The sequence below is a fragment of the Amycolatopsis sp. NPDC023774 genome (assembly GCF_040639695.1).
In the GTDB taxonomy this organism is placed as follows: domain Bacteria; phylum Actinomycetota; class Actinomycetes; order Mycobacteriales; family Pseudonocardiaceae; genus Amycolatopsis.
On sequence record NZ_JBFAAJ010000014.1, the window covers coordinates 75,787 to 94,301 of the forward strand.

Below are 18,515 nucleotides of genomic sequence, written 5' to 3' on the forward strand. Positions count from 1 at the left end.
ACGACCGACAAGGGAGCGCTCCGGCATGCAGATCACCTCGGTGGTCAACCAGAAAGGCGGGGTCGGCAAGACCTCACTGAGCGTGGGCGCGGCCGCGGCGCTGGCCGAACGCGGCCGGCGTGTGCTGCTGATCGACCTCGACCCGCAGGGGCACGCCACCACCGAGATGCTCGGCCTGGCCGAGGTGTCCGGTGACGCACCCACACTCGCGAAGGCGCTCACAAAGCTCTGGAAGGGACCGATCGAGGAGCTCGCGGTGCCGCACCCGCGCAGCAACCTCGGCCGTGGCGGCGCGTTCGACGTGATCCCGACGTCGCCGGGCATGTTCGACCTGATCCGCCGGCTGGACTCGTTCCGGGTGCCGGGCTGGCAGCTCGCGCGCGTGATCCAGTTCGCGAACTACGACCACGTGGTCATCGACTGCCCGCCCGCGCTCGACGTGCTCACCAACAACGCACTCGCAGCGTCACACGGGATCCTGGTGCCGGTGCAACCGGACAAGACGAGCATTCGCGCGCTGCGGCTGCTCGCCGACCAGGTGCGCTACGTGGAACAGACCACCGGCCGCACGCCCATCGCGTGGTACGGGATCGTGCCCGGGCTCTACCGCCGCCCGATCTCCCACTACGCGGCCGCGGCGCTGCAGGAGATGTATGACTTCGGCGTGCCGATGCTTTCGCACGTGCCGCTCGGCGTCGTGATGAACGAGGCCGCGGCCAACGGCGTGCCGGTCACCACGTACGCGCCGGAAACCCTGCAGGCCCTGTCGTTCCGCGAGATCGCCGAAACCCTCGACGGCTACCTGGTCCAGAACCCCGGCCCCACCGAGGTCCCGGCCGACGACGAGTTCGTTTTCGAGGACTTCATCTCCGAAGTCGCGATGACCCGCAACGCCAACGACAACGGCGCCCGCAAAAAGCTCTACGACCTCATGCCGAAGCGCCCGACGCGACCTCGCTGAGGTCGCGGCTTCGCCGAGACGGCGCGATCTCGCCGGTGTGGCCGGCAACAACCGTCGGCTGCGGGACTGGCACAACGCCGTGTCTGGCAACGCCCGCACAAACAAGCGGTCGAGCGCGGTGATCGACTGCTCCGACCACGAAGTGTTCCTCCGCCGGGCCGACGCCATGATCTGCGGGCGTCGGCTCGACACCCGCGGCTGTTGACGCCGGCGCGACAGCGGCTGGCTAGAGCGAAATCCTCCGCTCTTCTTTGGTGAGGCCGCGAAGCGTCCACAGACCGTAGAGAGCCAGCAGCGGCTTGACGATCAACCATTCGCCGGGACGGTGGTCAGCCGCGCGCACGAGCCGTTCGGCAAGATCAGGGCGCTGCCGCCGCAAGTACGCGCGGGCCTTGAGCGCGTGAGCCGGCTGGGAGGCGATCTTGATGCGGTCGACGTCCTCGAGCAGCGGGATCACGTTCGTGACGTTCTCCCATGTCGTTCTGCTTTGGTCTTCGAGGAACACTGTGCCGTCGAACTCGAGCACAGCCTTCGCGTAGTCAGCCAACAACTGAGCCTCCGCAGCGCCGCTGCCGATCGCGCCGCCGCTGAAAATCACGCGTGTGTCCCGCCCGTTGTGAGCGGAGATCGAGCGAAGGCCGGCACGAACGCGCCAGCGGTTGATGAAGTTCGCCGTCGCTTGGGGATTCCGGTATCCGAGCACGACCACCGCCTCGGAAACGCCCGCGCCGGGCCCCACGAGGGCGCGCGACCAACGCCCGTTCAGCCATTCTCCCCAACCCAGGGCAGCTACCCCGGCTACCGCCCATCCTGTCCGTCGCCGCATGCGGCGACTCTAGGGCACCCCGGCTCGCGACAAACACGCGTGCTGTCAGGAATCCGAGGGCTGTGGGCCCCGGGACCAAATTGCTCAGACCAGTCTGCCCGCCCTGGCGAGCCGGGGCGGGCAGAACACGGAAGCTACGACCCGAGCTACAACCGGCAAGAACGAATGTCCGAAGCCAGCACGGCTTTCGCGCCGACCTCCGCCAGTTCGTCCATGATCTGGTTGACCTTCTTGCGCGGCACCATCGCGCGCACGGCGACCCAGTCCTCGTCGGCCAGCGGGGCGACCGTCGGCGACTCCAGGCCCGGCGTGATGGCGATGGCCTGCTCCAGCAGCGTGCGCGGGCAGTCGTAGTCGAGCATCATGTACTGCTGCGCGAACACGACACCGCGCAGCCGCGCCGCCAGCTGGCTCTTCGCCTTTGCCGAGTCGCTGCCCACACGCTGCAGCAGCACGGCCTCCGACACGCAGATCGGGTCGCCGAAGGCCACCAGGTTGTGCTGGCGCAGCGAGCGTCCGGACTCGACCACGTCGGCGATCGCGTCGGCGACGCCGAGCTGGATCGAGATCTCGACGGCGCCGTCGAGGCGGATCACCTCGGCCTCGACGCCGTGGCGGGCCAGGTCCTCGCGCACGAGCCGCGGGTACGAGGTCGCGAGACGCTTGCCCTGCAGGTCGGCCGGCTTCCAGTCCTGGCCCGCCGGGGCGGCGTAGCGGAAGGTCGACCCGCCGAAGCCGAGCGCGAGCATCTCCTCGACCGGCGCGCCCGAGTCGAGTGCGAGGTCGCGGCCGGTGATGCCGAGGTCCAGCTCGCCGGAACCGACGTAGATCGCGATGTCCTTGGGCCGCAGGAAGAAGAACTCGACCTCGTTGACCGGGTCGAGCACGGTCAGGTCCTTCGAGTCATGTCGCTTGCGGTAGCCCGCCTCGGAAAGCATCTCGGCCGCCGCCGCGGCGAGGGCTCCCTTGTTAGGCACGGCAACACGCAGCATTTCGCTCTCTCCTCGATCTCCGGTGCGCGAACGCGTCACAGGTAGCGGTACACGTCCTCGGTCGAGATCCCCCGGCCGAGCATGAGCACCTGGACCCGGTACAGCAGTTGCGAGATCTCCTCCGCGAGGCGGTCGTCGGACTCGTGCTCGGCGGCGATCCACACCTCGCCTGCTTCCTCGAGCACCTTCTTGCCCTGTGCGTGCACCCCGTCGTCGAGGGCGACGACGGTGCCGGACCCGTCGGGACGGGTGCGGGCGCGCTCGGCAAGCTCCGCGAACAGCTCATCGAAGGTCTTCACGGTCTGCAGATCCTTCCATCCCGCACGGGCGGGCGCTGCCCCGGGTGACCCCGATGCCGCAGGGGTCACACTCCCGGCAGCAACGCGGCCAGCGCGGCCACGTCGACACCGGCAAGCGAGTCGCGGAACACCCGCCGCGGCCCTGCCGGCACCTGCACGTCGTTCGGGATCACGAGCACCGAGCAGCCGGCGCGCTCCGCCGACTCCGCGCCCGGCGGCGAGTCCTCCACCGCGACGCACCGCTGCGGCGGCACGCCGAGCAGCTCGGCGGCCTTGAGATAGGGCCGCGGGTGCGGCTTGTTCAACCCGTCGACCTCGTCACCGCACACCGTGACGTCGAAGAACTCGCGGCCGATCGTCCGCAGCGCCAGCTCGGTCAGCGCGCGCTCGGTCGACGTGACGAGCGCCGAAGGGATGCCGGCGGCCTTCACCGCGGCCAGTGCCTCGCGCGCGCCCGGGCGCCACGGCAACGCGTCGTCGAACAGGCCCGCCGTGCGCCGGCGGATCCACGCGCCGGTCTCCGCCACCGACTCCGGCGTGACCTCCCGCGCGGTCACCTCCAGCAGGTAGGTGGCCGTGGCGTCCATGTTGGACCCCACGAGCGTCATCCGCTGCTCCTCCGACAGCGTGCCGCCGAGCGCTTCCGCGCACTCGTACAGCGCGACGTCCCAGAGCTTCTCGGAGTCGACGAGCGTGCCGTCCATGTCCCAGAGGACGGCGCCCAGTCCGTCCGAAGAGGACGGTTCAGTCACGGTTTTCTCCTTGTCGGTGCGTCGGCGCGTGGCGGGCCGGACGGCCGCGGCACACCCGCGCAAATCCGCCCCGAAAGAGTGGGCTTGCGTCGCGCCCGCGACGGCCCCGGACCGTCCACCGGGGGAACCGGGCACGACGGCGGGCCGGATCGTCTCCAGTATCCCATTCGCATCGCGCCGCCGGGCGCGGGCGGCGAGCACCGCCCACACGGCTCTGAGCTGCGGCTCCCCGGTGTGTCCCGCACACCGCGACCCGTCCGCCGCACGCGGGCGGCGATGGTGACGGCGCGCGGTCGGACATGCTGCACAGGTTACGGGCGAAGGGTCGTAGGCTGGGAAGGTGAGTGAGCCAGTCGACGAGACCCAGCGACCCGGAGACCCGGATCGCGCCCGCCCGGAATCGAAGCGCCCGCTGATGGTCGTGGCCTTCGAAGGCTGGAACGACGCTGGTGACGCGGCCAGCCGCGCGATCGAGCATCTGCAGCTCAACTGGGACGCCACCCCACTGGCGGAGCTGGAGCCGGACGACTACTACGACTTCCAGGTCAGCAGGCCGACCATCAGCATGGTCGACGGCGTGACCCGGAAGGTGGAGTGGCCGACCACGCGCTTGTCCATCTGCCGTCCCGAGGGGCTCGACCGCGACGTGGTGCTGGTGCAGGGCCCCGAGCCGAACATGCGCTGGCGCGCGTTCTGCGCGGAGCTGCTGGAGCACATGATGCAGCTCGACGTGGACACCGTCGTCGCGCTCGGAGCGCTGCTGGCCGACACGGCGCACACGCGGCCGGTCCCGGTCACCGGGACCGCTTACGACAAGGACACGGCCAGCCGGTTCCGCCTCGAGCTGAACAACTACCAGGGGCCGACCGGGATCGTGGGCGTGCTGCAGGACTACTGCGTGCAGGCCGGCATCCCCGCCGTGTCGATCTGGGCGGCCGTGCCGCACTACGTGTCGCACCCGCCGTCCCCGAAGGCGACCCTGGCGCTGCTGCACAAGCTCGAGGACGTGCTCGACGTCGAGATCCCGCTGGGCGCGCTGCCCGAGCAGTCCGAGGAGTGGCAGCGGACCGTCAGCGAGATGGCCGACGAGGACGAGGAGATCAGCGAGTACGTCCGCAGCCTCGAGGAACGCGGCGACGCGGAAACCGACTTCACCATGGAGGAGGTCTCCGGCGACAAGATCGCGGCCGAGTTCGAGCGCTACCTGCGCCGGCGCCGCCCGGGCCAGGAGGGCGGGGGCTTCGGCCTTCGCTGACGCGCTGACCAGCAGGAAGGGCCCCTGCCGCACTCGCGGCGGGGGCCCTTCCCGGCTCCGGCCTCGGCTCAGCGGCGCCAGCGGGCGGCGAACGCGCGGGCCGGGTTCGAGACCAGCATCGCCGCCACCACGTCGTCGCCCAGAGCTCGGACGAGCCGGGGCCGCAGCGTCGTGAGGAGGTAGGGGATCCCGGGGCCGCCGCCGGAGGACAGGCGGGCCGCGGCGGTGGTCGTGTCGCCACCGAGGAGCAGCTGGCCGGTGTGACCGGAGGTCGCGAGCTCGTACAGCAGGTCGGTGAGGCGCCAGTCGGTGGCGTGATTGGCACGCGATGGGCCGTCGAAGCCCAGGAAGACACCGGTGTCGGCGACCTCCCGCAGCACGCGCACGTCGGGGTTGCGGTTGAGGTGGCCCAGGATCACGCGCGACGGAGGCACGGCCAGCTCGCCGCACAGCAGGTCGGCGACCTCCCGCGCCGCGGTGCCCAGCTCGAGGTGCACGGCAATCGGCGCGCCCGTCTCCTGGTGGGCCTGCGCGGCGGCGACCATCGTCCAGCGGGCGTGCCGGTCGACGACGTGGAAGGCGCCCGCGACCTTGATCAGGCCCGCGCGGGGACCGGTCCGCTCGGCGTCCGGGTCGTCGCCGGCCGGGATGCCGTCGAGCAGGTCGGCCACGAAGATCTCGGCCAGCCGGTCGGAAACGCGGTCGAGGACCTCGGCCGGGTAGTGCTCCGCGCGGTGGAAGCCCGTCGCGGCGACGACGTGCACGCCGGTCGCCTGCGAAAGCGCGGCGAGATCGGCCGCTCGGCGGTTCAGGCCGAACGGCGTCCACTGCACCACCGTGCGCCCGCCCGCGGCCGCGAACGCACGCAGCTCGGCCTCGGCGGCCGCCGCGTCGTCGAGCTCCTGCCCGGCGAGCTGCCGGGAGGCGAAGAACAGGTGGTCGTGGGCGTCGCACACCTCGAGCGACGAGGGCGTGACGTCGCCGAGCACGGTGCGGACCCGGGGTTCCCCGGTCACGCGGTCAACAGCTTCCGCAGCGGCACGGCCCCGCGGGCGCGGCGGCTCCACTCACGTGGATAGCCGAGCGAGACCTCCTCGAACCGCACGCCGTCGGCCGCCGTCGTGCGCGGGATGTGCAGGTGGCCGTACACGGCGAGCTCGGCGCGGTAGCGCAGATGCCAGTCCTCGGTCTCCGTGGTGCCGCACCACAACGCGAAGTCCGGGTAGTGCAGCGGCGCGGTCGGGTGGCGGTGCAGTGGCCAGTGCGACACGAGAATTGTGCCGTGCTCGACCGGCACGGCGTCGAGGCGGTCGGTGCTGACCTTCAGGCGCTCGGCGCACCAGGCCTGGCGGCTCGGGAACGGGTCGGGGTGCAGGAAGTACTCGTCCGTGCAGACCACGCCGGCCTCACGCGCCTGCGCGAGCGCCTCCTCGATCGTCTTGCCTTCGGCGGCCGGGGTGCGCCAGCTGTAGTCGTAGAGCACGAACAGCGGCGCGATCGTCAGCGGCCCGGCACCGTGCTCCCACACGGGGAACTCGTCCTCGGGGGTCAGCACATCGATCTCCCGGCACTGCTCCACGAGGAACTCGTAGCGGGCCTGGCCGCGCAGCTGCGACTCGTCCTTCGGCGTGGTCCACAGCTCGTGGTTGCCCGGCACCCACACGACCTTGGCGAACCGCTCGCGCAGGGTGGCGAGCGTGTCGCGGATGACGGACGAGCGTTCGGCGACGTCACCGACCACGAGCAGCCAGTCTTCCGGCGAATCCGGCACGACGCGGTCGAGGATCGGCCCGTTGCCCTCGTGGGTCACGTGGAGGTCACTGGTGGCGAAGAGAGACGGCACTCCTCCACCGTAGCCATTTCCCGATCGGCAGATCGCCGGAACCGCCCCTTACGCCACCCCAGCAGCACCAGCCCGGTCACGACGTAGACGCCCGCCTGCACGTCGAGCGCACCGCCGGTCCGGTCACGGCCACCAGCGCCCCGGCGAGCAGCGACCCGGCGGCCTGGGCCGCCGCGACCACGGCGAACACCGTGCTCAGCACCCGGCCCGCGCGCTCGGGAGCCGCGACGCTCTGCAGATGCGCCAGCAGTCCGGCGCCGGTGAGCACCGCGGGCCCGCCGGCCACCGCGAACAGGCCCACGTAGATTCCGAGCGCCGTCGTGAGGGCCGCCGCGTTCCAGATCAGTGCCGACACCAGCCCGGTCGCCAGCGAGCCCCACGCGAGCAGCGAAACACCCGCCACGCGCCGGGCGAGCGTCGCCATGGCGAAGCCCGCTGCCAGCCCGCCGATCGCCTGCACACCGCGCAACAGCCCCGCGTCGGCCTCGCTGCCGCCGAGCACGTCCAGCACGAAGACCACGAACAGCACGAGGAACATCCCCTGGGCCACGGACACGAGCACCGTCGCGATCCCCGTGGCCCGCAGCCGTGGGTCCCGCGTGAGCTCCCGCAGCCCGGCCAACCATGCGGCGACGACGGGCTCCCGGCGTGGCTGACGGACGCGCGGCACCGCCGGCCCCGGGAACGGCCGGGCGAGCAGCACCGCCGCGACGGCCAGCGCCCCGAGGTACCCGAGCACCACGCGGTCCAGCCCGCCCCAGCCGAGCAGCGCGCCACCGGCCCAGCCGCCCGCGAGCCGGGCGACGCTGCCGTTCACGCTCATCAGGCCGTTGGCCCCGGTCACCTCCGCGACGCCGACCAGCTCCGGCACCAGCGCGTTGCGCGCCGGTTCGAACACCGACGCCAGCCCGGCCTGCGCGGCCATCACCAGGTACACGAGCGCGACGGGGATGCCGTCGCCGGCGAGCAGCGGCAACGCGACCACCGCCTGGCCCTCGCACACCACGGCGAGCACGACCCGGCGGTCCCACCGGTCCGCGACGACCCCGGCGACCGGGCTCAGCAGCACCGCCGGCAGCAGGCCGAGCACCACGCTCAGCGCCGTCGTCGCCGCCGAGCCGGTGGTCGCGAAGAGGAACACCGGCAGCGCGACCTGCAGCATCCACTCGGCGGACTCGCCGAAGAACGCGGCCAGCCAGAGCCGCACGAACGCCGGCACGCCCAGCAGCTGCCTCACGACACCGGCGCCCCGTCCGGGCCGAGCCGCAGAAACGCCCGCAGGCCCACGTGCACCGGCAGCGCGTCTTCCGGCGCGTCTTCGCGGATGGCGCCGACGTACGGGCGGACCAGCGCGTCGACCGCCTGCAGCAGCCGGTCGAGCTCTGCCGGCGTGACCTGCAGCGTGTACGAGTTGAAGCCACCGACCGCGCGCCACGCCGGGTCGAGCGTCTCGAGGGAGTCCAGGTAGTGGCGCGTGAGGCCCTGTTCCTCCGCGAGCTGCGTGCCCACCACGGCCAGCTGCGCCCGGTTGAGCGCCGGGTCGTCCCCCAGGTCGTCGAGGTCGAGGCCGACCTTCAGGGCGCGCCACGGCCGCTCGCGCCCGTCGGTGGCGTCGGCGCGCTCCACGAGCCCGTGCTGCGCGAGCCGGCGCAGGTGCCAGCTGCAGTTGGACGCGGTGGAGCCGACGGCTTCGGCGCATTCGCTAGCCGTGCGGGGCCCGACCGCCATCAGATGGTGCAGCAGGGCCGACCGCAGCGGGTGCGCCAGCGCGCGCAGCAGCTCGGCGTCGTCGACGAGTTTGCGCGGCGGCAGCTGGGCCATCGGTCCTCCGATATCTGAAAGAACTCTTTCGAAAGTGTCCTTTCAGAGTTGCAGCCGCCCGACCTGCTGTCAACGGGCTTCGCTACCATCACGGACAGTTACTGCTCCGTGCAGTCGTTGTCTCCGTCAGCCACTCCTGCGCCGAGGACGGTCTGTTGCCCCACCAGCGAGAACTCGCCACCGCCGCCGCGCTGGCGCTCCCCCGGTTCGTGAGCGCCACGGTCCGCTTCCACACCGCGGTTGCGGACCGGCTCGGCGTGACCCCGGCCGAGCTGCACTGCCTGCAGCTCGTGCACAGCGGCGCCACCGACTCCCCCACGGAACTGGCGAGGCTGCTCGGGATGACCACCGGCGCGTTCACGCGGATGCTCGACCGGATGGAGCGCGCCCGGCTCGTGGAGCGCGCGCCCGACCCCGCCGACCGCCGGCGGCTGCGCGTGCGGGCGCTGCCCGACCGCATGGCGGAGCTGACCGAGCTCTACGCCCCGCTCGCCCAGAGTTTCGGCGAGCACCTGGCCGGGTTCGACCGTCGTCAACTCACCGCTCTGGTGTCGTTCCTGACCGACGGCGAGAAGGCCGCCGACCTGGCCACGCGGCAGGTCGACGAGGCCGCGCGACAGCCCCGCGAAATTCGGGGTTGACTAACCCTACAGGCGTTGCATTAACCTCTTCACATCATGGACAACTGAGCCCAGCCCTTTCCCGCACCGAGGCAGCTCCCGGTCGAGCACCGCTCCCGCGAGCCACGAGTCCCGTCGGGGAACCCGCTTCACCCACCAGGGCCGGTGATCCCGCATGTCTTCGTCCCTCAAGGCCACCGACGTCGTGTTCGGCTACGGCGCCAGGACCGTCCTCGACGGCGTCTCCCTCACCGCGTCGGCCGGGCGCCGCCTCGGGCTCGTCGGCGAGAACGGCACCGGCAAGTCCACGCTGCTGCGCCTGCTCGCGGGCCTCGAACAGCCACGCTCGGGCGAGATTGTCCGCGGCGGCGACGTCGGCTTCCTGCTGCAGGAGCTGCCGTTCCCGGCGTCGGCGACCTTCGGCGACGTCCTCGACCGCGCTTTGGCCGACATCCGCTCGGCCGCCGCGCGGCTCGACGCGCTCATCGCCGCGATGACCGACCGGCCCGACGACGCGGCCGTGCTCGACGAGTACGGGAAGCTCCTGGAATGGGCCCAGGCCCACGACCTCTGGGACGCCGACCGCCGCGCCGAGCTGGTCTGCGACGGGCTGGGTCTGGGCGCGCTCAGAAGCGACCGGCGCCTCGGCGAGATGTCGGGCGGGCAGCGGTCCCGGCTCGGGCTGGCGGCACTGCTGATCCGCCGTCCCGCCACGATGCTGCTCGACGAGCCCACCAACCATCTCGACGACGCCGCGATGGAGTTCCTGGAGCACCACCTCGCGGAGCTGGCCGGCATCGCCGTGCTCTCCTCGCACGACCGCGTGTTCCTCGACGCGGTGTGCACCGACATCGTCGATCTCGACCCGGCGCCGGCCGACCGGCTCGTGGGCGGGGCGACGCGCTACGGCGGCACCTACAGCGACTACCTCGACCAGAAGCGGGCCGAACGCGCGCGCTGGGAGCAGCGTTACGCCGAGGAGCAGGACGAGCTGAAGGAACTGCGGGAGTCCGTCGCGGTCACGGCGCGGCGGGTCGCACACAACCGCGCGCAGCCCGACGGCGACAAGAACCTCTACAACTTCAAGGGAGGGCGGGTGCAGAAACAGGTGTCCCGCCGCGTCCGCAACGCGCAGCTGCGGCTCGACGAGCTCGAACACGAGCAGGTGCGCAAACCCCCGGCGCCGCTGCGGTTCCGCGCGCGTCTCACGGCCACGCCGTCAGGCGAAGGACCGGCGATCTCGGTGCGGGACCTGGACGTGCCGGGCCGGTTGACCCTCGACCGGCTCGACGTGAGCGGCACGGCGCGGCTGCTCGTGACCGGCGGCAACGGCGCGGGCAAGTCCACACTCCTGTCGGTGCTGGCCGGCCGGCTGGCACCCGCGGGCGGGTCCGTCCACTTCGGACCCGGGCTGCGAGTGGGGTTGCTGGAGCAGGACGTGGTGTCCCCCGATTCGGCGCGCGTGGCCCACGAGGTCTACCGCGCCGCGCTCGGGGACGACGCGCCGCCGTTGTCCCGCTTGGGTTTGCTGTCCTCGCGGGACCTCGGCCGGCCCGTCGGCGAGCTGTCGGTCGGCCAGCGCCGGCGCCTCGCGCTCGCCGTCCTGCTGGCGGACCCGCCGGACGTGCTGCTCCTCGACGAGCCGACCAACCACATCTCGCTGGCCCTCGCCGAGGAGCTCTTCGCCGCACTGGACGACGCCCCGGGCGCCGTCGTCGTCGCTTCTCATGATCGCTGGCTGCGCCGCCAGTGGCACGGCGACCACCTCACCCTGACCACAGCCCAATCCGCCGCGGTATAGGTCGTTATACACCCACCGAACACCCTGCCTCTTCGGATCGCGACGCCCCCATTCCGGCGCCCACAACGCGAGCCCGCGCCTCGATCCACACGTGTGGATCAAGGTGCCCCCCCGCTCCGGCGACCACGGCGCGAGACGCCGGCTTCTAGGCGATCTCGCACGCCCCGGCGAAGCCGGGGCAGAAAATTCAGACAACACCGAGCAGGGCGTCAACCGCGGTGCGGATGAGACCCGGCGAGGTGGTGTCGGTGTCGCTCCCGTCGCGGCGCAGCGCCGCCTCGGCCCACGCGTCGACGGCCGCCAGGGCCTTGGGGGTGTCGAGGTCGTCGGAGAGGTGGTCGCGCAGCCGCGCGAGGGTGTCGGTCGCGTCGGGGCCCGCGGGCAGCGCCATGGCCGCTCGCCAGCGGTCGAGGCGTTCCTGGGCCTCGGTCAGCAGGTCGTCGGTCCACGGCCGGTCTTCGCGGTAGTGCCCGGCGAACAGCGCGAGCCGGATGGCCGAGGTGTCCACGCCGTCGGCGCGCAGCCGCGAAACGAACACCAGGTTCCCACGCGACTTCGACATCTTCTCGCCGTCGAGGCCGATCATCCCGGCGTGCACGTAGTGGCGGGCGAACGGGTGGTCCCCCGCAGCCGCCTCCGCGTGCGCGGCGCTGTACTCGTGGTGCGGGAACCGCAGGTCCGAGCCACCGCCCTGCACGTCGAACCCGAACCCCAGCCGGTTGACCGAAATCGCGCTGCACTCGATGTGCCAGCCCGGGCGGCCGGGACCCAGCTCCGAATCCCACGACGGTTCGCCCTCACGTGCGGCGCGCCACAGCAGCGCGTCGAGCGGGTGGCGCTTGTCGGCGCGGTCCGGGTCGCCGCCCCGCTCTGCGAACAACTTCGCCATCGTCGGCTCGTCGTAGCGCGACTCGTAACCGAACCGCCCGGTCGCGGAGTGGTCGAAGTACACGTCGGGGTGCTCGGCGTCGTCCACGCGGTACGCCGTGCCGTTGGCCAGCAGCTTCGCGACGACCTCCACGATCTCGGGGATCGCCTCCACGACGCTGACGAACTGCCGCGGCGGCAGCACGCGCAGCGCCTCCATGTCCTCGCGGAACAGCGCCGTCTCGCGCATGCCGAGCACGACCCAGTCGTCGGAGTCACGCTCGGCGCGCTCCAGCAGCGGCTCGTCGATGTCGGTCACGTTCTGGACGTAGTGGACCTCGTGCCCGTTGTCCCGCCAGATGCGGTTGACCAGGTCGAACGCCAGGTAGGTCGCCGCGTGGCCGAGGTGGGTGGCGTCGTAGGGCGTGATGCCGCAGACGTACATCCGGGCGGTGGCTCCCGGAGCCGTCGGGCGGATCTGCCCGGTCGACGTGTCGTGGAGCCGAAGCGGGCGGGGCGTGCCCGGCAACCGGGGCACGTCGACGGAGGACCAAGTCTGCATACCTCGACTGTAAACGGGACAGACGTCCGCTTTCCCATCCGGTGGGAGGGGAACCACATCCGGGTGGTTCCCCTCCCCGGCGCTCAGGAAGCCCGCCGAGCGGCGTTCGCCCGGACGGCGTCACGCACGTACACCCCGATGCCCGGCCGCTGCTCGTCCTCCCGGACGAGGAACGACAGCTGCACCGGCTCCGTCACGTACAGCTCCGCGATCCGCTGCTGCGTCTCGTAGCCGCACTCCCCCATCACGGCACTCAGCATCGCGCGGTGTTGTTCCGCCAGCTCCCCCCGGCGTACCCGCGTCGACGAGCGCGACCAGCACTCGTACCCACTCCACGCGACGGCGTTCTCCCGCCGCGAGCGCCTCCTTGTCCGGCGGTGTCGCAGCCTGCCACTCGGACGTGGCACCCCACCGCTGCGCGGCCTGCTCCGCGTACCCCTCGGGCTCGCGGAAGCCGCCGAACACCTCGAACTTCTCCTCGGGCGGCAACGCGTTCCCCATGGCTCTCGCCTCCATCACCCGGTCGACGGCCGCGATCATGCGACCCAGGCGCTCGTGCCGCTCCACCAGCAGCGAACGCTGTCGCTTGAGGTGGACCCCGGCGCCGGCGCCGGGGTCGTCGAGCACGCCGCCGATCGTTTCGAGGGAATCCGAGCTCCCGGTAGAGCAGCACGCGCTGCAGCCGGTCGAGGTCGGCTTCGCTGTAGCGCCGGTAGCCGGCGGCGGTGCGCCCGCTCGGTGACAACAGACCGATCTCGTCGTAGTGGTGCAGTGTGCGCACGGTGATCCCCGCCAGCACGGCGACCTCGCCCACCCGGTGGCCCATCTCCCCCGCCTTTCCTGTTCCCGCCGACGATGCCGCCTCACGTCGCGTGAGGGTCAAGCACGAACTACCGGGTCAGCAGTCCGGGCGGCTCGGCGCCGCACTTCGCAGCCACCCGGCGGGAAGACTCGGTAGTCTCGAACGCGCTGGAAGAGCACCCTCCCCTCGGCGCGAACAACGCAGTCCACGCCGGCCCGGCCACGGCCGCGGTGGGACCCCTCCGGCTGCACGCCGGCCTCCACGGCTTCGTCGGTGAGGCGGGCGCAGTGGGCCAGGCTCACGACCTGGTCGCCGTCGGCGAGAGCCGCCCAGGGGCCGCGGGAGCTTGCGAACCCACACCGGCAGAAGCCGGCTCCGGGCCGCCGTGACGGCCGTCGGCCGGGCCGGGGCCTCGTGCCCGGCGAGCAACTCCGGACGGCCGTCGTAGGTCGTGACCACCGCGAACACCGTGCCCGCCGCGAGACCGGTGTCGTCGGTGCCCCAGATCGTTTCCGCTTCCCGACGTAGCTTCCTCAGGGTGTCCGCGGCGTCGCCTTCTGGCGGACACAGGTTCTTTTCTGTGCGAGAGGCCGGATTCACCCCACGCAGCAGGAATGACCTCGACAACCGCGAATCGTGCGGTCCCCTCCTGTCTGGACTCCGAAGGCGACCACGGCACGAGATCGCACCGGCTTCTGGATGGGGCGGCGCGATCGGCCCCCGGCCGATCCGACCGCCCCATCCAGAAGCCGGCTCAACGGCGGTCTCGCACGCCCCGGCGAAGCCGAGGCAATTCAGCGCCGCCGTGTTCGCAGATAGTCGCCGACCACGGCGGCGCCCAGGCCGTCCAGGTCGGGGGCCACCACGCGGCCGCCGGAGCGGCGGGCGATGGTGTCCACGAACGCTTCCAGCCGTGGGTCCTCCCCGAGGCGGAAGACCGTGACCGAGGCGCCCATCTTGGCGATCCGGTCCACTTCGGACAGTGTCTTGTAGATCGTGCGCGGGTCCGGCGGGTAGTCGAACACCGCTTCACCGTCGGGTTCGAGGTGGGCGGTCGGCTCGCCGTCGGTGACCATCAGCACCACGGGCTGCGCGTCGGGGTGGCGGCGCAGGTGCTGGCCGGCAAGCAGCAGCGCGTGGTGAGCGTTGGTGCCCTGCTCCCACGTGCCCTCCAAGCCCACCAGCTCCGGCAGGTCCACCTTCGTCGCGTAGCGGCCGAAGGTGATCAGCTGCAGCGCGTCGTTGCGGAAGCGGGTGCTGATCAGCTGGTGCAGCGCGAGTGCGGTGCGCTTCATCGGCAGCCAGCGGTCCTCCTGCACCATCGACCACGACGTATCCACCAGCAGCGCCACGGCCGCGCGTGAGCGGTGCTCGGTCTCGACGACCTCCACGTCCTCGACGTCGAGCGTGACCGCGCGCGAGCCGAGCGACGTCGAGCGAAGCACCGCGTTGCGGACCGTGCGCGGCACGTCCCACGGCTGCATGTCCCCGAACCGCCACGGGCGGCTCGAGCCCGTGGGCTCACCCGCGGCACCGGCGGACTCGGTCTCCCGCTCGCCGGTCTTGCCGCGCAACGAGTTGACCACATCGGACAGTGCCGTCTCGCCCAGGCGCCGCAACGCCTTGGGCGACAGGCGGAGCGTGCCGTCGGCGGCGCGTTCGAACAGGCCCTGCCGACGCAGCTCACGCTCCAGTTCGGACAGTCGCCGCGCGTCGACACCGGCGTCGGGACCCAGCTGGCGCTGCAGCGCGTCCATGTCGATGTCCTCGAGCCGCGCGCCCGGGTAAGCCTGGCCCAGCTGCTCGGCCAACCCGTCGAGCTCCGCGAGGTCCTGCATCGCCTGCGCGCCCTCGCCCAGGCCGAGCGGGTCCTGGCCGCGGAAGCGCTCCGAGCCCGCCCAGTCCTCACCCGGCCGCAGCGCCTGCAGCGCCGCGTCCAAAGCGGACAGCTGCTGGGCGATGCGCGGGTCGCCGAACGCCTGCTGCGACAGCTCCGCCAGCTCGGCGCGCTGCTCGGCGGACATCGAGTTCAGCATCCGCTGCGCGGCGGCCGCGCGAGAGGCCAGCGCGTCGATCAGCTCCTCGACGTTGCGCGGGTTCTCCGGGAAGAACTCGCCGTGGCGGCGCATGAACTCCGCGAACCGCTCGGCGATGTCGTCGGCCCCTTGTGCGTGGGCCTGCAGCAGCGCGTTGAGGTCGGACAGCATCTGGTTGACCTGCTCGACGTCCTCGGGCCCGGCGTTCTGCAGCGCCTGCTTCATGCCCTGGAAACGCGCGTCGAGCGCCTCGCGACCGAGCAGGTCGCGGATCTGCTCGTACTTCTGCCGGCCTTCGGACGAGCGCCAGTCGTACTCGCTCAGCTCACGCACGGCCGCGGCGGTGCCCGGCGGGAGAGCGTCGAGCTGCGCCTCGCGGAAGCGCGCCTCGTCGTCCGGGTCCGGGAACAGCTCGCGGCGCTCGGCGGTCAGTGCCTCGCTCAGCAGCTGCTGCACCTCCTGTAGCGTGCCGTCGAGCCGGTGGCGGCGCTGGATCTCCGAACGGCGCTGCCACAGCCGCCGCGTGAGCTCGTCGAGCCCCGACGTGCGCTCGGTGCCGCGGCGCAGCAGCTCCTCCAGCGCCGAGCGCGGAGACGCGCCGGCCATCACGTCGCGGCCGATCTCGTCGAGCGCGTCGCGCAGGTCCGCCGGCGGCGCCAGCGGGTCCGGCCCGTCGTGCCACGGGCCGTAGGAGTACCCCTCCGGAATGAGCGGCATTACTGGCCGTACACCGTGGTGTTCTCGTCGGAGTCCTTCGCCAGCCGCCTGGCGAGGAACAGCGACTCCAGTGCCAGCTCCACCGCGGCCGCGATGCGACCGGCCGGCTCGTCGGAGGACACCCCGGCACGCTGGGCGACCTCGTGCAGCACCGGCAGCTCCGGCAGGGCGGCGAGCACGTCCCGGGCCGGCACGCGCTCGCCGGTGGCCACGAGGTGGCCGTCGGCGACGGCGTCGGACAGCGGACGCAGGTCCAGCCCGGCGAAGCGCTCCCGCGCGGTTTCGGCCACGGCCCGGCGCATGAGGTGCACCAGGTGCTCGACCTCGCGGCCCTCCTCGCCCGGCTCGAACTCGATCTTGCCGCGCAGCACGGCCGGCACCGCCTCGAGGTCGACGGGCCGCGCGACCGCGGGGTCCTCCCCGGTGAGCGCCGAACGGCGCAGCGCCGCGGCGGCGACGGTCTCGGCGGCGGCCACGGCGAAGCGGGCCGACACGCCGGACCGCTGGTCGATCACCGGCGACTCGCGCAGGTTGCGCACGAACCGGGCCAGCACCTCCAGCAGCGGCTCGCCGACCTCGGCGACGAGGTGCGCCTCCTGCTTCACCACGGCGACTTCGGCGTCGACGTCGAGCGGGTAGTGCGTGCGGATCTCCGCACCGAAGCGGTCCTTCAGCGGCGTGATGATGCGGCCGCGGTTGGTGTAGTCCTCGGGGTTCGCCGTGGCGACGAGCACCACGTCCAGCGGCAGCCGCAGCGTGTAGCCGCGGACCTGGATGTCGCGCTCCTCCATGACGTTGAGCAGCGCGACCTGGATGCGTTCGGCGAGGTCGGGCAGCTCGTTGATGGCCACGATGCCGCGGTGGGCGCGCGGGACGAGCCCGAAGTGGATCGTCTCCGGGTCGCCGAGGCTGCGGCCCTCGGCCACCTTCACCGGGTCGACATCGCCGATGAGGTCACCGACGGACGTGTCCGGCGTCGCGAGCTTCTCGGTGTAGCGCTCGCTGCGGTGGCGCCACGCCACAGGCAGATCGTCGCCGAGCTCCGCCGCGCGGCGGATCGAGGCGGGGGTGATGGGGTCGAGGGGGTGCTCGCCGAGCTCGGAGCCCTCGATGACGGGGGTCCACTCGTCGAGCAGGCCGGCGAGGGTGCGCAGCAGGCGGGTCTTGCCCTGGCCTCGTTCGCCGAGCAGGACGACGTCGTGGCCGGCGAGCAGCGCGCGCTCGAGCTGCGGCAGGACGGTGCGGGAGAAGCCGACGATGCCGGGCCACGCGTCGCGGCCTTCACGCAGCGCGGTCAGCAGGTTGTCGTGGATCTCCTGCGCGATGGGGCGCGGGGTGTACCCGGCGGCGCGGAGCTCGCCCGCGGTACGGGGAAGTGAGTCTGGGACAACGGTCACCGCATCGACGCTACTTACCGTTTCGGCGTACGTCGACGTGGAGCGACTCCAGCGTGGGCGATCGTCCACGAAGTGCGGGCTACCGGTAAAATAGGGCGTCGTGTGCCGTCCCAGTGCGACCCTCGCCGTCTGGTCCTCCGCGTGGCTCAACGGAGCCGCGGCTTCCGACGATGTGCTCGACGCCCTCGCTGCCTGGGGCGAAGCGCACGACGTCGTCGCGGCCGACGCCCCCGCCGCCGAAGCCTTCGAGCTCCCGCTGGCGTTCCACCGCGCCGCCACCCCGGTCCAGCTCCTCATGGCACTGCGCACGCAGGGCGTGAAGATGGCCCAGCTCGTGCTCCCCGTGCCCGGCGACGTCCGTGGCCTCGGCGGGGGCGGCCCGTTCGCCGAAGCGGCGTTGCGGTGCGGTGACGCGGTGGTGCTGACCGAGCTCGGCTTCGGCCTCGTGCCCGAGCCGATCGCCGAAGGCCTGATGCGCTGGACGGTTTACTCGGTGCCCGCCCCGCTTCCGCTGGAGTACCAGTCGCTGCCCGACGCCGAACACGGCCTCACGGACGCGATCCGCGCCAGCGCGGGTGCGTTGCAGGCGCTGGACGTGGCCAGCGACCGCCCCGGCGTGCGCGCCGAGCTGTCGGCCCACCTGCGGTCCCGGCCGCAGGTCGAGTGGCCGGCCGGCACGCCCGCGCGGGCACTGCGCGTGTTGCAGCGGGCGGAGGAGATCTCGGCGATCCTGGCCATCGCGGGCACCGACGATCCGGGTGGCGCGCTGTCCGCTTCGGCGGCGAGCCGCCGGGCCGAAGCGTTGCGGCCGTTGTCGGACGCCGTGCGGACGGCTCGGACCGCGTCGGTCAACGAAGCGGTGCGAGTGTTCGCGGAGCAGGCCGACCGGCAGCCGTGAGCATCTCCGCGCTCAGCTGACAGTGAACAGGCACTCGTCAGCGTCAGCCGAGAGCGAACAAGGCGT

Annotated in this window: 18 protein-coding genes and 1 pseudogene; 6 read left to right on the forward strand and 13 right to left on the reverse strand. The window is 72.1% G+C overall.

The annotated features are described in order from the left end of the window. Positions 1-25 precede the first annotated feature (25 nt). Together AB0F91_RS26545 and AB0F91_RS26550 are read left to right on the forward strand one after the other, a co-directional pair. Positions 26-961, forward strand: coding sequence for a ParA family protein (locus AB0F91_RS26545; protein ID WP_360601565.1), 936 nt, complete (start codon positions 26-28; stop codon positions 959-961). Positions 962-998: 37 nt separating this feature from the next. After that, entirely contained in the window at positions 999-1,166 is a 168-nt protein-coding gene (locus tag AB0F91_RS26550; protein ID WP_360601567.1) for a hypothetical protein, read from the forward strand. Positions 1,167-1,187: 21 nt separating this feature from the next. On the opposite strand, the gene AB0F91_RS26555 is transcribed toward AB0F91_RS26550, so the two are convergent. From AB0F91_RS26555 to AB0F91_RS26570, 4 genes are all read right to left on the reverse strand, one after another. Beyond that, positions 1,188-1,787 carry a YdcF family protein gene (locus AB0F91_RS26555; protein ID WP_360601569.1) on the reverse strand — a complete coding sequence of 200 codons (600 nt, stop codon included), beginning with the start codon at positions 1,785-1,787 and terminating at the stop codon, positions 1,188-1,190. Between the two features lie 146 nt (positions 1,788-1,933). Beyond that, entirely contained in the window at positions 1,934-2,779 is an 846-nt protein-coding gene (hisG, locus tag AB0F91_RS26560; RefSeq protein WP_360601571.1) for an ATP phosphoribosyltransferase, read from the reverse strand. A 35-nt stretch (positions 2,780-2,814) separates the two neighbouring features. After that, positions 2,815-3,078 carry a phosphoribosyl-ATP diphosphatase gene (locus AB0F91_RS26565; protein WP_184778231.1) on the reverse strand — a complete coding sequence of 88 codons (264 nt, stop codon included), beginning with the start codon at positions 3,076-3,078 and terminating at the stop codon, positions 2,815-2,817. A 65-nt stretch (positions 3,079-3,143) separates the two neighbouring features. Further along, a complete protein-coding gene (locus tag AB0F91_RS26570; RefSeq protein ID WP_360601573.1) occupies positions 3,144-3,830 on the reverse strand; it encodes an HAD family phosphatase in 687 nt (228 codons plus the stop codon). Positions 3,831-4,170: 340 nt separating this feature from the next. Between AB0F91_RS26570 and AB0F91_RS26575 the strand changes: the two genes are divergently transcribed. After that, entirely contained in the window at positions 4,171-5,085 is a 915-nt protein-coding gene (locus AB0F91_RS26575) for a PAC2 family protein (protein ID WP_360601575.1), read from the forward strand. Between the two features lie 68 nt (positions 5,086-5,153). On the opposite strand, the gene AB0F91_RS26580 is transcribed toward AB0F91_RS26575, so the two are convergent. The 4 genes and pseudogenes from AB0F91_RS26580 to AB0F91_RS26595 all read right to left on the reverse strand — a co-directional run bounded on the left by AB0F91_RS26580 (position 5,154) and on the right by AB0F91_RS26595 (position 8,749). Then, a complete protein-coding gene (locus AB0F91_RS26580) occupies positions 5,154-6,101 on the reverse strand; it encodes a phosphotriesterase (RefSeq protein WP_360601577.1) in 948 nt (315 codons plus the stop codon). Further along, the gene (locus tag AB0F91_RS26585) at positions 6,098-6,928 is read right to left on the reverse strand and encodes a metallophosphoesterase (protein ID WP_360601578.1); all 831 of its coding nucleotides are present in this window, start codon (positions 6,926-6,928) and stop codon (positions 6,098-6,100) included. Before AB0F91_RS26585 ends, AB0F91_RS26580 begins: the two co-directional genes overlap by 4 nt. Continuing rightward, positions 6,892-8,165, reverse strand: a pseudogene (locus AB0F91_RS26590) (MFS transporter). Before AB0F91_RS26590 ends, AB0F91_RS26585 begins: the two are co-directional and overlap by 37 nt. After that, positions 8,162-8,749 carry a helix-turn-helix domain-containing protein gene (locus AB0F91_RS26595; protein WP_360601580.1) on the reverse strand — a complete coding sequence of 196 codons (588 nt, stop codon included), beginning with the start codon at positions 8,747-8,749 and terminating at the stop codon, positions 8,162-8,164. The pseudogene AB0F91_RS26590 and the gene AB0F91_RS26595 overlap by 4 nt, the downstream one beginning before the upstream one ends. Before the next feature lie 155 nt (positions 8,750-8,904). Between AB0F91_RS26595 and AB0F91_RS26600 the strand changes: the two genes are divergently transcribed. Both AB0F91_RS26600 and AB0F91_RS26605 read left to right on the forward strand, forming a co-directional pair. Next, on the forward strand, positions 8,905-9,390 hold the full coding sequence (locus AB0F91_RS26600; protein WP_360601582.1) for a MarR family transcriptional regulator: 486 nt from the start codon (positions 8,905-8,907) through the stop codon (positions 9,388-9,390). Positions 9,391-9,544: 154 nt separating this feature from the next. After that, positions 9,545-11,170, forward strand: coding sequence for an ABC-F family ATP-binding cassette domain-containing protein (locus AB0F91_RS26605; protein WP_360601584.1), 1,626 nt, complete (start codon positions 9,545-9,547; stop codon positions 11,168-11,170). 187 nt (positions 11,171-11,357) lie between these two features. On the opposite strand, the gene mshC is transcribed toward AB0F91_RS26605, so the two are convergent. The 5 genes from mshC to AB0F91_RS26630 all read right to left on the reverse strand — a co-directional run bounded on the left by mshC (position 11,358) and on the right by AB0F91_RS26630 (position 17,551). Continuing rightward, positions 11,358-12,599 carry a cysteine--1-D-myo-inosityl 2-amino-2-deoxy-alpha-D-glucopyranoside ligase gene (gene mshC, locus AB0F91_RS26610; protein ID WP_360601586.1) on the reverse strand — a complete coding sequence of 414 codons (1,242 nt, stop codon included), beginning with the start codon at positions 12,597-12,599 and terminating at the stop codon, positions 11,358-11,360. 83 nt (positions 12,600-12,682) lie between these two features. Next, positions 12,683-12,859, reverse strand: coding sequence for a hypothetical protein (locus AB0F91_RS26615; RefSeq protein WP_360601588.1), 177 nt, complete (start codon positions 12,857-12,859; stop codon positions 12,683-12,685). Continuing rightward, positions 12,853-13,425, reverse strand: a complete 573-nt coding sequence (locus tag AB0F91_RS26620; RefSeq protein ID WP_360601590.1) for a MerR family transcriptional regulator — start codon at positions 13,423-13,425, stop codon at positions 12,853-12,855. Before AB0F91_RS26620 ends, AB0F91_RS26615 begins: the two co-directional genes overlap by 7 nt. A gap of 770 nt (positions 13,426-14,195) precedes the next feature. Continuing rightward, positions 14,196-16,154: a VWA domain-containing protein gene (locus tag AB0F91_RS26625; protein WP_360601592.1), complete on the reverse strand. Its 1,959-nt coding sequence runs from the start codon at positions 16,152-16,154 to the stop codon at positions 14,196-14,198. After that, positions 16,154-17,551 carry an ATP-binding protein gene (locus AB0F91_RS26630; protein ID WP_360601594.1) on the reverse strand — a complete coding sequence of 466 codons (1,398 nt, stop codon included), beginning with the start codon at positions 17,549-17,551 and terminating at the stop codon, positions 16,154-16,156. Before AB0F91_RS26630 ends, AB0F91_RS26625 begins: the two co-directional genes overlap by 1 nt. A gap of 100 nt (positions 17,552-17,651) precedes the next feature. On the opposite strand from AB0F91_RS26630, the gene AB0F91_RS26635 reads away from it, so the two are divergent. Further along, positions 17,652-18,449: a hypothetical protein gene (locus AB0F91_RS26635; protein WP_360601596.1), complete on the forward strand. Its 798-nt coding sequence runs from the start codon at positions 17,652-17,654 to the stop codon at positions 18,447-18,449. Positions 18,450-18,515: the final 66 nt, after the last annotated feature.